Here is a 14,657-nt window from a genome sequence, read left to right as displayed (position 1 = left end):
TACGTAGCTGAAGCTTTACGGAGCTCAGGCTTTACTTGTCTGTCGCTTTACTTGGGCCCCATCCGGATTGCCCCGTCCAAACGAATCGTTTCGCCGTTGAGCATGGCGTTTTCTACAATGTGTGCGGCAAGGTTGGCGTACTCCTCCGGCCGCCCCAATCGTGCCGGGTGGGGCACTTGCTGTCCCAAAGAGTCCTGAGCGTCTTGAGGCAACCCAGCCAGCATGGGGGTCTCAAAAATGCCCGGAGCAATGGTCACTACCCTAATCAGCGAGCGGGCCAATTCGCGGGCAATCGGCAAAGTCATGGCGGCAACTGCACCCTTAGAGGCCGAGTAGGCGGGCTGGCCAATTTGGCCGTCGAACGCGGCAACCGAGGCCGTGTTGATGATGACGCCGCGCTCCTCGCCACCAAGTTCGGTGCTCACCACAGGGGTAGCGGCCATTGCTTCAGCGGCTAGGCGAATAACGTTGAAGGTACCAATCAGGTTGATCTCAATGACTCGCCTGAATTGCTCAAGCGGCAACACACCCTCGCGCCCCAGCACCTTTCCTGGCGTTGCAACACCGGCACAGTTCACCACAATGCGCAGCGGACCCAAGCCAACCGCTGCATCCACAGCAGCTTGAACTTGTTCAGGATTCGTCACATCGGCGGCAATGAACACCGCGCGCTCGCCCAGGGCTTCGGCACTCTGCTGCCCCAAAGACGGCGACCCCTCACGCGGCGGTAGGTCAACAATCACTACTGTTGCTCCGGCGTCGTACAAACGCTTTGCCGTGGCGGCACCCAGCCCGGATGCCCCGCCAGTCACCAGAGCCACTGCTCCCTTGATGTCCATACATCCTCCTCGATGTGGTCCCCAAAAAAAGCAATCCGTTAATGGTCATTAACTGGCCCCGAGTTTAGTCGCTGTAACCTCGGCACGCCATAGCATTAGGCTCGAACTATGGACTACGGCACGCAGACACCTCAAGTACTTGAGGCCACGGATCGCGCACAGACCGCCGCACGTTCGGTGGTGCACCAGTTCGGACAGAAGTTGTTCTTCCTGCCGGGGACACATATCGGCGCGATTCGCCGCCCCACCCGCCGGATTAAATCGCTCTTTTCGCCGTGGCATTACTGGTGGCAAGCGCATTACGTTGACGCCCTAGTAGATGCCGGGCAACGTGAATTGGCCACCGGAGTAAAGTTCGACGGCGCGTCCCGGCCAAGCGCCGGACGGCTCGCTTCGCGTCTAGTCACCACCATCCGGCTGCGGAATTTTTTGACCTTTGTGAACAGCTATTACGACGACATGGCGTGGCTGGCACTTTCGTCTTGGCGGTTGGAACAGCTCGCCGAGAAGACCCGCAATCCGGGCCGCCGGCGCAACGCACGGCTGCTCAAAACTCTAAGCCTTCAATTCGATTCGGCCTCTACTGACGATCTTGGCGGCGGAACGTTTTGGAGTAAAAAGCGCGACTTCAAAAACACACCGGCGACCGCGCCAGTTGCCCTGCACTTTGCCCGGACCGGGCGGCGCGAGCGGGCCCAAGCTCTGGTTGATTGGCTCGATGCGAAGCTCTTTGATGCCTCACAGGGAATGTACCTGGATGGGCTAAGAATCCGGGCCGGTGGGGAGATTTTCCTTGAGAATGCCATCTACACGTACAACCAAGGGCCCATTCTTGGAGCGCTTTTGGAGCTGGGCGGGCCGGTGAATCTGGAACGCGCAGAAGCTCTCATTCGCGCGATCGACGCGCGGCTGACCCTGGCTCCGGAAGGTAATGCGCCGGTTCCGATGCGAGCCGGCGCGCGGATTTTGCGCTGTGACGGAACGGGCGACGGCGGCCTCTTCACCGGGATTCTGGTGCGTTATTTGGCACTCGCAGCGAATGATTCTGCTGTGTCTACTGAGGCGCGATCCATTGCCGCCACCTTGGTCCGCGATACCGCCGAAGCCCTGTGGCAGGGCCGCCGCCCGGCGGGAGAAGGCGCCCCGGACATGATCTTTTCAACGCACCCGCTCAAAACCGCAGCGCAAACGTATCCTGCGGGAGCCGTCGTCGAACTTTCCACCCAACTTCAGGCGTGGATGATCTTCGAAGCCGCCGCCTCGCTGGGAACCGTTTAGCCGTCATTGGCTGCTAAGCGGCGGCTCATGAGCAGCGAGTCCGCAGAGGCACTCCGAGTAATTAGGTGACAAGAAAGTGACCTAATTAGTGTGATCTCGCTCACAATGACCTGTTTTCACTTGGTTACTTAGGCTTGGCTAACCTACAGTCTCAGTGGTGGCCATCCCCTTCTCCAGCCCTACCGGACCCTAGTCCAGTGAACTTTCAGAAAGCAGCTTCCCCGTGATCCTCACCCGTAAGAACGCGCTGACCGGCATTGCCTTGATGGCTACCGCAGCCTTGGGCCTCACCGCCTGCGGCGGCTCCCCCTCTTCAAATTCGTCCGCATCCAACGGTGCCGTTTCTGGCGAAATCACCGTGTACAACGCCCAGCACGAGTCGCTCACTCAAGCTTGGGTAGACGAATTCACCAAGGAAACCGGCGTCAAAGTGACTCTGCGCAACGGTGACGATTCGGAGCTTTCCAACCAGATCATCCAAGAAGGTGCAGCCTCCCCGGCAGACGTTTTCCTCACCGAAAACTCACCGGCCATGACACAGGTTGAAAACGCTGGCCTTTTCGCCGACGTGGACAAAGCAACTCAGGATCAGGTGCCGTCGACGTACCGCCCGTCCACCAACAAGTGGACTGGAATCGCAGCCCGCTCCACCGTGTTGGTTTACAACAAAACCAAACTCACCGAGGACAAACTCCCCGCCTCGATGCTGGACTTGGCCAAGGACGAATACAAGGGCCAGTGGGCAGCTTCACCGTCCGGCGCTGACTTCCAGGCAATTGTTTCTGCCCTGTTGGAGCTCAAAGGTGAGCAGGCAACCAGCGACTGGCTCAAGGCCATGAAGGCCAATTCCAAGGCATACAAGGGCAACTCCACCGCCATGAAGGCAGTGAACGCTGGCGAGGTAGACATGGCGTTGATCTACCACTACTACTACTTCGGTGATCAGGCGAAGACCGGTGAGAACTCCAAGAACATCGGCCTGCACTACTTCAAGAACCAGGATCCGGGAGCATTCGTATCCGTCTCCGGTGGCGGTGTCCTCAAGAGCGCCAAGAACGCTGCTGCAGCTCAGGCTTTCCTGAAGTTCATCACCGGCAAAAAGGGCCAGGAAGTTCTACAGAACGGTACGTCCTTCGAGTACCCGGTGGGATCCGATGTTCCTGCCAACTCCAAGCTGACTCCTATCAAGGACCTTCAGGCGCCCACAGTTGACCCAGCCAAGCTGAACTCCCCCAAGGTCTCGGAGCTGATGACTCAGGCAGGACTCCTCTAAACCTTGAGTAATTCCTCGCCCACCACCGTGGGCACACTCCAGTCAGGAGGTTCGGGCAAGCGCCCGGGCCTCCTTTCCGGCGTCTTGCGCAAGATCGCCGACTTCTTCTCCGGACTCTTTTCCGGGCTAGGCGCGCTACGAGTTATTGCCCTGATCATTGCGCTGTTCTCCTTGATGCCACTGGGCTACGTGGTGTTTATGACAGCCTCCATAGGCTGGTCCTCCGCAGCCGCTCTGATCTTCCGCCCTCGCGTTGGCGAGCTCCTACTGAACACCGTATTGCTGATCGTTTTCACGGTCCCGCTCTGCGTGATTCTTGGTGTGGCCGGGGCTTGGTTGGTTGAACGGACCAGCCTGCGAGGACACCGCATTTGGGCGGTCCTGCTGGCAGCGCCGCTGGCCATCCCAGCCTTCGTCAACAGCTACGCGTGGGTATCGGCAATCCCCTCGCTGGCAGGCGTCAGCTCAGGTGTGCTGATTTCAGTCCTGTCCTATTTCCCGCTCATCTACATCCCTGCGGCAGCCACACTCAGCCGTTTGGATCCTGGGATTGAGCAGTCCGCTGCTTCCTTGGGTTTGGGACCTTGGCGGGTTTTCTTCAGGGTAGTTTTGCCACAATTGCGCATTGCTATCACCGGTGGCGCGCTGTTGGTGGGGCTGCACTTGCTCGCCGAATATGGCGCCTTTGCCATGATTCGCTTTGACACCTTCACCACCGCAATCATGGAGCAATTCCGGTCCACTTTTAACGGTGCAGCCGGGAACATGCTGGCCAGTGTGCTGGTGTTCTTCTGCCTGATCTTGCTCCTCATTGAGGTACGCGGCCGCGGAAATGCACGCTATGCCCGTGTGGGTTCAGGCGTGCAGGGCAAGCCATCCCGGCTGGTTTTGGGCGGTTACCAACTCCCCTCCCAAGTGTTCTTGGTGGCCCTTAGTGCGTTGGCCTTCGGCCTGCCATTGTGGTTTGTGTTGCGCTGGCTGATCGCCGGCGGAACCGCGGTGTGGAACATGGCCGAATTTGGCCCTGCCCTCTTGCAAACCCTCAGCTACGGACTAGCCGGCGCAGTTTTGACCACGTTGTTCGCCTTCCCACTCGCCTACCTGGCGGTTCGGCACCCGGGCTGGTTCAGTAAAACACTCGAGCTCTCCAACTACGTCACCAGTTCCATGCCCGGGATTGTGGTGGGCTTGGCGTTTGTGACGGTCAGTATTCGATTGGTGCCGGGCATCTACCAGACCTCCCTAGTTCTAGTGTTGGCCTACGTGCTGTTGTACCTTCCGCGTGCGCTAGTCAACATTCGTGCAGGGCTTTCCCAAGCACCGAAGGAACTCGATGAGGCGGCCCGGTCCTTGGGGAAGAACCCCGTGATGGCCTTTATTCGGGTCACCTTGCGGCTCAGCGCACCTGCCGCCGCCGGTGGTGCAGCGCTGGTGTTTTTGGCCATTGTGAATGAACTGACAGCAACCCTGTTACTCTCCCCCAACGGGACGAACACGCTTGCCACCGAGTTCTGGTCCAAGAGCAACGAGATCGACTACGCAGGGGCGGCGCCTTACGCTCTGTTGATGATCGTCCTCTCGGCGCCGATGACTTATCTTCTATTCCAACAGTCCAAGAAAGCAGCCGGACAGTGACCGAACAATCCCCTTCACGACTCCCCGAACCGCGGATTGCAGCGTCCGTCGCGGCCAGCACCAACACCCACTTGGGCATTGTGGACGTCACCAAAAGCTTTGGAAGTCACCCGGTCCTGAAGGGCGTTAATCTCTCCGTTGCGCGTGGAGGCACCACCGCCATTGTGGGTCCTTCCGGGTCAGGGAAAACCACGCTTTTGCGGCTCATCGCAGGTTTTGAGCGGCCGCATACCGGCAGGATCTCGCTCAACGGAAAAACCGTAGCGGGCGACGGAGTCTGGTTGCCAGCGCACAAACGTCAAGTGGGGTACGTGGCCCAGGATGGCGCCCTGTTTCCTCATCTGACCGTTGGTCAAAACATCGCGTTCGGTATTTCTCTGCCCGGTGGCCGCTCTGGCGCTAAGGCCCGCGTTGAAGAGCTACTGAACATGGTTGCCCTCGACGCGAGCTACATCAAGCGCCGGCCTCACCAGCTCTCGGGAGGTCAGCAGCAACGCGTGGCACTGGCTAGGGCCTTGGCTCGCGAACCTGAACTGATGCTCTTGGATGAGCCCTTTTCTGCACTCGATGCGGGTTTGCGAGTTGCTACTCGTCGTGCCGTAGCCAAAGTGCTCAATAAGGCCGGAGTGACCACCATCCTGGTCACTCACGACCAAGCCGAGGCGCTGTCCTTCGCCGATCAGGTTGCCGTAATGCGCGGAGGGAAACTGGCCCAAATCGGTAACCCCTTTGTGGTCTACACACGCCCCGCAGATCGCGCCACCGCCGAGTTCTTGGGCGATGCCGTGATTCTAGATGCGTGGATGGAAGGGTCCCTAGCCACGTGCTCGCTCGGTGCAATTCCCGTGCGCAGGCCCCCCGCCCAGGGCCGCGTTCAGTTGATGCTGCGCCCGGAGCAGATCCGGATCGCCGAGGACGGGCCTATCCGTGGGCGCGTAGTTGATACCGATTACTTTGGCCCAGAATCAACGGTACGGATTCAGTTGCCACAAACCCCGCCGGTCTCAGCTTCGGCCGCCGGGCGAAGTGATGCTACAGCCAATGCTCACCGATACCCCGGCGGAGGCGAGATCATTGCCATCCGGCACTGGAACGCTGCCATCGCTCAGCCCGGTACCGAGTTGTGCTTACGAGTGGTTGGCGAGGCAGTAGCCTTCCCCCACGACGCATAGTCCCTTCCGCCCGCTTCCCTGCTACTACTTTATTTCGCCGAGGTCGGTGCTTAGCCGCGTGCTCCCCGGAAATTACCCAGGCCAGCGGCGCGATGCACCGACCTCAGCGGGGGTGGGCTCATCGGGAGTGGGTAGCTGAGTCCGGGAGCGTTCGGGGTAAGAGCGAGTCCACCAGCATCACCACACCGGTCACAACCAGAGCCAAGGAACCCGAAGCCACCACGTCGGTGAACCAGTGGTAGCCCAAGTACACCCGGCTCAACCCCACCAAAGCGGTGCCCAAAACTGCGGCAATCGCGGCGAGTAACGCCGTCGTACGTTTTTCTAAGCGCGAGACCAGAAGGTAGGCGAGCACACCAAAAAACACCCCAGAACCGAGAGTGTGGCCCGAGGGAAATGACAATGCGTCGTCCGGTCCCAGCAGGAATTCTTTAGCCGAAGGACGCGGGCGGCCCACCTGATGTTTGATAAAACTGGATAGTGCAACAGTGCCCGCCATAGCCACCATCAGGATGAGTGGACGCCGCAATTCGTGCCGCCAAAAAAACCAGACGACGGCGGTCAGACTACCGATCGCTGCCATCGCCATGGGCGAAGTGACAGTGGTAACTGCTGACATCAAGGCCGTAAACAACGAGTTTCGCGAGGCGACAGCTGCCGAATGTAACGGCCCGTCCCACGTGGCCGGACCGGAATTCGACGCTACGCTCGCGAGCATCCACCAAAAGATCACATTGCCCAGAACAATCAAAACGGAAACCGTGAAAAACGCCGCATGAGCGGACCAAATTGGTCCCGCCGTGGGTCTCAACCACATACGGATGCGCTGGAAGGTGGAGGCCGATGAGCCCATCAAAGCAGATTCATCCCGGGGCGGAGTAAGCGATGGCATCCCAGTAGTTTGCCACCAATATTTAGACGCTAGCGGTGAAGATGCTGCGTGTTGGCTGAAAGGACACTGATCAACCCACCATCCCTCGCCCCCACCGCCCTCACTTTCGCCGAGGTCGGTGCTTAGCGTCAAACTCCCCGGAAATTACCTAGGCGAATGGCGCGATGCACCTACCTCGGCGGGGTATGAGGAGCGAATTTTTGTGGGTGAGGAGCTTCGCCGCGAGCCAACATCTCCACAAACCTCGTGATGTTCCGCTGGCGAGCAACCACTGTTTTGACGCTTGTGGTCCGGTAAATAATGGCGTAGCGATTAGCCGAATTCAGCTGATTGTAAGTGGCTTGGGCCAAGGGATTCGCTGCAATCGCGGCAGACAAGTCCTCGGGCAACACGGCATTCGCGGCACCAGAATAGGCGGCTTCCCAACGGCCGTCGGCCTTCGCAGATTCGACGGCGGCCCGGCCAGCTAACGACATTTTGCCAGCATCTTCAAGGCGAGCCACGTGCCCAACATTGCGCTGAGACCACTTGCTACGGGCAGTGCGTGGGGTCATTCTTCGTAGTGAGGTGTGAGAGTCTCGCGAACGAGCTTGGCCATCAATCCATCCATAACACAGCGCTTCATCCAGCGCAGCCGCATAATCCAATGCCGTGGTGGCACCACCCTTTTTATGCAACACCAACCACACGCCTGGACTCGTAGGGTGGTTAGCCTCGAGCCATGCGCGCCATGCATCGGCGTCGGGGACCAGTAGTTCCTCTAATTCCACGGCCACGGCAATCCCTTCAAATGATCCTCGATGCAGGCAGCCCAGTGACGGAAATCCAGCTCCCGTAATTCAGCCACCAGCTAATCATGCCCCGCGCGCCCGGTCTTGATGCGGTAGAACTTAACCATGAGTGTACGAACCCCTGATCCTTTTCCAGGCTGGCTCTCCGAGGAAGACCTGTACGAGGCCAGAAACCGCCTCCCCATGGTCTACGTCGAGGCAGTTCCCGTGCGCCTTGATCCGCTGGGACTTGTGATCGAAGTTGGGACACTCCTGCAAGGAAACGAAGAAGGCGGCATGGTCCGCACCCTCGTGTCCGGGCGGGTGCTCTACCGGGAGACCATCCGCGCAGCCCTCTTGCGGCACATGGAAAAAGATCTCGGCCCCATGGCTTTCCCACAATTGCCCCTGAGCCCCGTGCCGTTCACCGTGGCCGAATACTTCCCCTCGCCCTCACACACCGGGTTCACTGACGATCGCCAACACGCCGTAGCGCTCGCCTATGTGGTGCCGGTAACGGGCGAATGCAACCCCCGTCAAGATGCACTCGAGTTGACGTGGATGTCGCCCCAAGAGGTGCTGCGTCAAGAAGTTCAAGACGAATTCGAAGGCGGCCGCGGACTCCTGATTCGCCAGGCGCTGGCCTTCGCGGGCATCGCCGAGTAGCCCACCTCCCGGCTTTTCCAAGGCCACCTTTGTAGACTATTGGGCGGACCGCAAGAGACTTTAAGGACCCCAATGAACCGCAGCCAAAGCACCGTGCAATACCGTGAAGAACAGGCTGGGACTCTCCAAAGCGGGGATCGGCTCCTGTTGCCGGACGGCCAGCGAAGCGCCGAAATTAGCCTCGTTGAGGCCGAGTCGGACGACTTCGGCAATCCCGCTTTGATCGTCATTACCCTCGTGGACGGCTACGTTTTACGACTCGCCGCGAACGCCTCAGCACATGTAGCACACGCCGACATCGTGCAGCCGCCAGCCGGGTCCCGTTGGAGCGACATCCTGCTCCCCCGGGCAAAGGCCAGCACCGAGCCCACAGCAACCACCGGGCTAACTGAAGTACCCCCAACGTCCGACGCCGAACCTGCGGTGAGTGCCGTCGTCGTACCTTCTGAGGGTGGAGACTCCGCCGAGGTCCCGGCCGCAGGTTTGGCCGCCGCAGTACCAGCCGCGACTCCCGCAGTGCTACCACCGGCGCCGGAGAATCCGCCCGCTATTGCACTCCCGGACGAGGCCGAACTCGCGCTAATTCCTGAGCCAGAGGGCACCCCGGAAAGTGTGGTTGAACGCGTCGCGGCCGAATATCCTGGCCGTCCTGGCGTTCAGGCGCTTGCGTCCAGGCTTGCCAAGGGCATCAATTTGAAGTCCGGCAGCTGCCTCACGGATCTGCGCGATCTGGCACACGAGCTGTACATCGAGCACAGCGATTCAGCGTCCGCGCTGGCCATTGCTGACTTGCTAAACGTGCTGCCTTTTGATGGTAATCCGGGGCGCTGGTCGGCCGTGGAGGCGAGCCTTTCACTCTCCAGTTTCCTGTGCTCCAAGGACGGTCAGGACGAACGTTCCGAACTGTACCGCCGGCTCTTGCGCGCTCCCGAAGCCCAAGAGAGCGACCCTTTTAAGGCCCGGATTGCGGCGAAGGTTCGTCAGCGGGCGCTCAATGAACCCAATCTGTATGACAAAGAAATCTTCCGCTCAATCGATAACGGCAACCACGAAGCCGAGCGTGAGTGGCGTGTTTTGCGGCTCGAAAGCTTGCTGTATTTGCGGGCTCACGGCGGCTCCGAGAGCATCAGTGCGGGCGAATTGAACCGGCGGATTGACAACGAACTTGAGGCTATTCGGGCGTAGATTTTAATCATGAGCAATCCGCTGAGTGTTGTGATCAATGCTGATGCGCAACAAGTCTGGACCTCGCTGCGCGAACCGGGCGAAATTGCCCGTTGGCATGGTTGGGAAGTTGAGGGACTGGCGGAGGAAATCCAAGAGATTTACTTCAAGGACTCGGTCCTCGAAGCTCCGGATCACCTTTCGCTCTCGCTTGGTGGTGGAGACGTTTTCACGCTCGAACCCGTAGCGGCAGGGACCCGTGTGAGTATTGTCCGCGCCGCTCCGGACCCGGATTCGCCGTGGGCCGCTTGGGAAGCGGACATCACTGAAGGTTGGGTGATGTTTTTGCACCAACTCAAATTCGCACTTGAACGGCACCCACACGCAGCGCGGCGGAGCACCTTTCTCCAGGCAACACTGGATAGAAACGGTCGCCCGGCACTTGAAATTCTGGGCCTTGACCAGATACCTGAAGAGGGCCAGAGTTACAGCCTCCACCTCCCCACCGGGGAGGAAATCACAGGCCGAGTTTGGTACAAAACCCCAGACCAAGTGGGACTCACGGTGCACGAATATGCTGACCACGGTGACGGCTTGTTGATCGCCTCCGCCCAGGCACCTATGCCCGATTCCCGCCCGAATGGCGGTTTGATGGTCAACATCTCCAGCTATGGTCTGGGCGCGCACCAACTTGAAGCATTGCGGCAGCGTTGGGAGAGTTGGCGTGCCAGCGCGTTCCATGAAAGTGAGCCGAATAGCTGAGCCGGTTCTGGCACACTTGATAGGTGCCTGTTTCCGCTGCTTCCCAGTCCGAATTCTCTTTCTCTGTTGGCAAACGCCTCGCGGAGACCTCCCCTTACACGCCTGCCGATGTTGCCGCCAATGGCGGCGAATTTTTGGGCCGTACGGGCACCATCACTACCCCACACGGTGAGATTCAGACGCCAGCTTTTATCGCAGTCGGAACCAAAGCCACTGTCAAGGCAGTTCTGCCCGAAGCCATGAAGGAATTGGGTGCACAGGCATTGTTGTCGAACGCCTATCACCTGTATTTACAGCCCGGAGCGGACCTGCTGGATGAGGCTGGCGGCTTGGGTAAGTTTATGAACTGGGAGGGGCCAACCTTCACTGATTCGGGCGGATTCCAGGTGATGAGTCTGGGATCTGGGTTCAAAAAGGTCATCAATATGGACCTTGTGGATCAGTCTGGTCCGGACGATGCTGTGGCTGCGGGCAAGGAACGTTTGGCGCATGTTGACGACGACGGCGTGTGGTTCAAAAGCCACCTCAATGGCGACAAGCACCGCTTTACCCCCGAAATTTCCATGCAAGTTCAGCATCAAATCGGCGCGGACATTATGTTCGCATTCGATGAGCTCACCACCTTGCAAAATTCCCGCGCCTACCAAGAAATGTCTCTTGAGCGGACCCGTTTGTGGGCTGAACGCTGCATCACTGAGCACTTCCGGCTCACTGACGAGCGCGTGGGCAAGCCGTATCAAGCCTTGTTTGGGGTCATTCAGGGCGCCCAATATGAGGACCTGCGCCGTAAGGCCTGCCGGGACTTGGGCGCCATGAACTTTGACGGTTTTGGGCTGGGAGGGGCACTCGAGAAGGAAAATTTGGGCACAATTGTCCGCTGGTGTTCCGAGGAACTTCCCGAGAACAAGCCGCGGCACTTGCTCGGCATTTCCGAGCCGGATGACATTTTTACGGCGATCGAAAACGGGGCCGATACTTTTGACTGCGTTTCCCCCACTAGGGTGGCCCGCACCTCGGCTTTTTACACCCCGGACGGGCGTTTTAACCTCAGTGGTGCACGCTACCGGCGGGACTTCGGCCCGCTCGTGGACGGCTGCGATTGCTATGCATGCACCAATTACTCCCGTGCGTACATCCACCACTTGTTCCGCGCGAAGGAAATGGTGGCTGCAACGTTGGTGTCGATTCACAACGAGCGCTTTGTGGTGAAGATGGTCGACGACGCCCGGCTCGCCATTGAGTCCGGCGACTTCTTCGAGTTCAAAGCCGAGACCCTAGGCAAGTACTACGCCTAACTTCCGCCGAGGTCGGTGCTGCGCGCCGTTTCCCTAGGAAATTTCCGGGGAGTTCGCGGCCATGCACCGACTTCGCGAGTAGGGGAACTTTTTGGCCGAAGTTTTCCACATACGCGCCGTGAGCCGAGCGCCGTCGAACTTTTGGCGCAACGCTGAATCCATGACGTTGAACAATCTGAGCCAGTACGACGACGACGGCGAACCACTGCGATCGCCGCACCCTCCGCGCCCATCACTGCCGCCCGGCGTCCTTTGGAGCGCCGCCCAACTTCACGACTTTGGCGTGGCCACGCGGCAATTGAATCGGTTCCTCGCTGACGGTCAGATCCGCCGAATCCGTCATGGCTGTTACGTTTCCTGTGGCCACTGGGAGTCTTTGAATCGTGACGGTCAGAAGCTGTTGGAGATCCGAGCCCACCAGCTCCGGACGCTTCGCAGTACCAACGAGGGGTTCGTTTATAGCCATGTCTCGGCCGCGCGCCTTTTCGGGCTGAGCTTGTGGAACGTCGATTCGCTGATCCACGTCACGAATACTTCCAAGCCCAACAGCCGCCAGTCCGGCCCCGGCGTTCGAATCCATACTCGGCCACTACCGCCGGAGGATGTTGTTTGGCTTTACGGATTACGGGTCACGTCGCTGGAAAGAACACTCGTGGATTGCTGTATGACAGTGTCCTATAAGTCCGGCCTGATTCTGATGGACGATGCGCTCCGCAAAGGTGCATCCATAGGGAAATTGGAAAAAGCATCCACAGCCTTGGCCGGGCATCGAGGCATTCGCACGCTGAGGGCGGTGCTTGAAAATGCCGATCCGCGCTCGGAATCAGCCGGGGAAACGTTGGCCAGGGAAGTCATCAATGCCCTGCAGTTACCGGCTCCGGAACTGCAAGTCGAGGTCCAAACGCGGGCCGGCCTGTATCGGCTGGACATGGCGTGGCGGGATCGGAAGGTAGCGCTCGAATTTGATGGTCGAGCCAAATACTTCGATTACCAGCCCAGTGACGAGGCGATTTTCCAAGAGCGTCAACGCGAGAAAGCTCTGATGGAGGAAGGCTGGATCTTTGTCCGTCTCACGTGGGCCGATTTGTTCAATGAGGCCGAGGTGAAGTCGCGAATCCTTGAAGCCTTTCGCCGAAGTCGGGGCATCGCGTCGAATCCCTAGGAAATTCCCTAGGCAAACGGCGCGGTGCACCGACCTCGCGGACAGGAACGGCGAAAGAATTAGAGCCCGTAGCTCGGTTCGCGCTTTTTGACCCAGCGGATCACGATGCTCGTGAGCGGGACAAAGAGGAACTCAACGAGGGTCTTGTACACAAAGCCCACCACCACGTAGCTCACAAAGGTCCCAGCATCGGAAATGCCAATCACGGGGGCCGCGATGGAGCAGAAAATAAGGGTGTCCACGAATTCGCCAGCTCCGGACGAACTCATAAGGCGTGCCCAGAGTGACTTTTCGCCACTGCGGGCCTTCATCTTCACAAGGATCCAGGAGTTGATGGTCTGCCCAGCCAAGAATCCCAACAACGAAGCGAGCACAATCTGCGGTACCGGGCCCAACGCAGTTTCCATGGCAGCTTGTTTGGCCACGCCGTAGTCGTCGGTAAAGCCGGGCAGGATAATCATGATCCAGTAGCTCAGCGACGCAAAAGCGGAGAGCACAAAGGTGGTGATGATGGATTTGCGGGCAACCTTAAACCCGTAGACCTCTGAAATCACGTCACCCAAAATGTACGCCAACGGAAACAGGAAGAATCCGCCGTCGGTGGTGATGGGGCCAAACTGAACACCCTTGGATCCACCAATGTTGGACAGGATCACAATAACGGCCATAAAGGCTAGGGCGATGCCGAAATACGGGCTACCAATCGAGGCAAACTTGGCCCCGGGCACGGCTGGTTTCACAGTGGTTTCACTCATGGAAGAACTCGCTTTGACTAGTGGTTCGCGCAGACCATCCCGGTCCCGCTGTATTAGCACTGGGCCCACACAGATTGAGCCGTGGACTATTCTCCCATGCCCTGCCTGCTCACTGAGCGTTAAAAAGGCGCGTTTTCAAGACCCAAGGAGCGACGACGAATGGCGGCAAAGAGCGAGACAACCCAGCAGCGTTCGGTCTCGGCTGGCTTTACTGCTATTTAGCGTTCAGCCTCGGATGTGGCGTCATCGTCGCCATAGCAAGCAGAACCCTTGAGGCATTGGCGGTAGTGGCAGGTACGTTTGCCATGTATGCGCTCCTCCCGGCGATCTTTATTGGCGCGCCACTGGGCCTTGTTGCCGGCTTGTTAATGCGGCCCGTACGGAACCAATGGTGGCATGTGTTGGCCTTGGGGGCGGCGGGATTTGTCACCGGCTGCCTCACTATGGTCCTGATGGGCGGCGACTTAGGGACGGGCGCGTGGCCCTACGGGCTGGGCACGGCGGCGGCTTCAACCCTCGGACGCTTTGCCGTGTGGCGCCGGGTTACAGTCCATCCAGACCCACAGTATCCAGCCGCTTAGCTGCGGCACAGGACAACCAGTACGACGCCGGGACCGGCGCCTCAGGTAGCGGCCCAAGCACACCCGGTCAAGAATCCTGAATAAACGAAAATAGGGCCCGGATCGTCGTGTTGACGGTCCGGGCCCTACGCCCACTGTGGAACTTAGTGGGAAGCTTGCTCCTGCTCGGAAGCGTTCTTGGTTGCCTTCTGGCCAGCTTCACGCAGAGCCTCGGCTACCTTAGCCAAAGACGGTACGTGGTGTGAGGACCATTCGTTACGGAAACGGTCAGCGTCCGGGCCCTTCCAGTCGGTGGAACCAAGGATCTTAGTCAACGTGGTCTTCTGCTCAGTGATCGCCGTCGAGCCAGCCTGCAGCTTCGTACCGAGAGTCTTGAGCTGAGCAATATCTGCACCCCAAATAGCCATAACATT

Annotated in this window: 16 protein-coding genes; 10 read left to right on the top strand and 6 right to left on the bottom strand. The window is 59.0% G+C overall.

The window, feature by feature from the left end; translation table 11 throughout:
- Positions 1 to 47 precede the first annotated feature (47 nt).
- Positions 48 to 839, bottom strand: a complete 792-nt coding sequence (locus ACQR35_RS10815; RefSeq protein WP_430270027.1) for a 3-hydroxyacyl-CoA dehydrogenase — start codon at positions 837 to 839, stop codon at positions 48 to 50.
- A gap of 108 nt (positions 840 to 947) precedes the next feature.
- On the opposite strand from ACQR35_RS10815, the gene ACQR35_RS10810 reads away from it, so the two are divergent.
- The 4 genes from ACQR35_RS10810 (at position 948) to ACQR35_RS10795 (ending at position 6,197) form a co-directional block, all read left to right on the top strand.
- Positions 948 to 2,117, top strand: coding sequence for a glycoside hydrolase family 76 protein (locus ACQR35_RS10810; RefSeq protein WP_430270026.1), 1,170 nt, complete (start codon positions 948 to 950; stop codon positions 2,115 to 2,117).
- 265 nt (positions 2,118 to 2,382) lie between these two features.
- On the top strand, positions 2,383 to 3,390 hold the full coding sequence (locus ACQR35_RS10805; RefSeq protein ID WP_430270108.1) for an iron ABC transporter substrate-binding protein: 1,008 nt from the start codon (positions 2,383 to 2,385) through the stop codon (positions 3,388 to 3,390).
- Between the two features lie 174 nt (positions 3,391 to 3,564).
- Positions 3,565 to 5,025 (top strand): ABC transporter permease, encoded by a 1,461-nt coding sequence (locus tag ACQR35_RS10800; RefSeq protein WP_430270107.1) that lies wholly within the window; start codon positions 3,565 to 3,567, stop codon positions 5,023 to 5,025.
- Positions 5,022 to 6,197 (top strand): ABC transporter ATP-binding protein, encoded by a 1,176-nt coding sequence (locus tag ACQR35_RS10795; RefSeq protein ID WP_430267466.1) that lies wholly within the window; start codon positions 5,022 to 5,024, stop codon positions 6,195 to 6,197. The genes ACQR35_RS10800 and ACQR35_RS10795 overlap by 4 nt, the downstream gene beginning before the upstream one ends.
- A 118-nt stretch (positions 6,198 to 6,315) precedes the next feature.
- Here the strand turns inward: ACQR35_RS10795 and ACQR35_RS10790 are convergent, their stop codons facing one another.
- Positions 6,316 to 7,089, bottom strand: a complete 774-nt coding sequence (locus tag ACQR35_RS10790; RefSeq protein ID WP_430270025.1) for a phosphatase PAP2 family protein — start codon at positions 7,087 to 7,089, stop codon at positions 6,316 to 6,318.
- A gap of 170 nt (positions 7,090 to 7,259) precedes the next feature.
- Positions 7,260 to 7,865, bottom strand: coding sequence for a YdeI/OmpD-associated family protein (locus tag ACQR35_RS10785; protein WP_430267464.1), 606 nt, complete (start codon positions 7,863 to 7,865; stop codon positions 7,260 to 7,262).
- A 120-nt stretch (positions 7,866 to 7,985) separates the two neighbouring features.
- Here ACQR35_RS10785 and ACQR35_RS10780 point away from each other — a divergent pair, with 120 nt between their 5' ends.
- The 4 genes from ACQR35_RS10780 (at position 7,986) to tgt (ending at position 11,746) form a co-directional block, all read left to right on the top strand.
- On the top strand, positions 7,986 to 8,525 hold the full coding sequence (locus tag ACQR35_RS10780) for an NUDIX hydrolase family protein (protein WP_430267463.1): 540 nt from the start codon (positions 7,986 to 7,988) through the stop codon (positions 8,523 to 8,525).
- A gap of 72 nt (positions 8,526 to 8,597) precedes the next feature.
- A complete protein-coding gene (locus tag ACQR35_RS10775) occupies positions 8,598 to 9,710 on the top strand; it encodes a DUF6707 family protein (protein WP_430267462.1) in 1,113 nt (370 codons plus the stop codon).
- A 9-nt stretch (positions 9,711 to 9,719) separates the two neighbouring features.
- A complete protein-coding gene (locus ACQR35_RS10770; RefSeq protein ID WP_430270024.1) occupies positions 9,720 to 10,451 on the top strand; it encodes an SRPBCC family protein in 732 nt (243 codons plus the stop codon).
- A 23-nt stretch (positions 10,452 to 10,474) separates the two neighbouring features.
- Positions 10,475 to 11,746, top strand: coding sequence for a tRNA guanosine(34) transglycosylase Tgt (gene tgt / locus ACQR35_RS10765; RefSeq protein ID WP_430267460.1), 1,272 nt, complete (start codon positions 10,475 to 10,477; stop codon positions 11,744 to 11,746).
- A 232-nt stretch (positions 11,747 to 11,978) separates the two neighbouring features.
- Here the strand turns inward: tgt and ACQR35_RS10760 are convergent, their stop codons facing one another.
- Entirely contained in the window at positions 11,979 to 12,326 is a 348-nt protein-coding gene (locus ACQR35_RS10760; RefSeq protein ID WP_430270023.1) for a hypothetical protein, read from the bottom strand.
- Between the two features lie 84 nt (positions 12,327 to 12,410).
- Here ACQR35_RS10760 and ACQR35_RS10755 point away from each other — a divergent pair, with 84 nt between their 5' ends.
- Entirely contained in the window at positions 12,411 to 12,908 is a 498-nt protein-coding gene (locus ACQR35_RS10755) for an endonuclease domain-containing protein (protein WP_430270022.1), read from the top strand.
- Positions 12,909 to 12,967: 59 nt separating this feature from the next.
- On the opposite strand, the gene ACQR35_RS10750 is transcribed toward ACQR35_RS10755, so the two are convergent.
- Positions 12,968 to 13,663 (bottom strand): queuosine precursor transporter, encoded by a 696-nt coding sequence (locus ACQR35_RS10750; protein ID WP_430267457.1) that lies wholly within the window; start codon positions 13,661 to 13,663, stop codon positions 12,968 to 12,970.
- Positions 13,664 to 13,950: 287 nt separating this feature from the next.
- On the opposite strand from ACQR35_RS10750, the gene ACQR35_RS10745 reads away from it, so the two are divergent.
- Complete coding sequence (locus tag ACQR35_RS10745; RefSeq protein ID WP_430270021.1) at positions 13,951 to 14,244, top strand: hypothetical protein; 294 nt, start codon at positions 13,951 to 13,953, stop codon at positions 14,242 to 14,244.
- 143 nt (positions 14,245 to 14,387) lie between these two features.
- Here the strand turns inward: ACQR35_RS10745 and ACQR35_RS10740 are convergent.
- Positions 14,388 to 14,657, bottom strand: a 270-nt coding sequence (locus tag ACQR35_RS10740; RefSeq protein WP_430270020.1) for a hypothetical protein, incomplete at its 5' end; no start/stop codon positions are given.

It is taken from the genome of Pseudarthrobacter sp. J1738, from assembly GCF_050490315.1.
Classification (GTDB): Bacteria; Actinomycetota; Actinomycetes; order Actinomycetales; family Micrococcaceae; genus JBNPEO01.
This window is presented reverse-complemented; position numbering and strand designations above follow the sequence as displayed.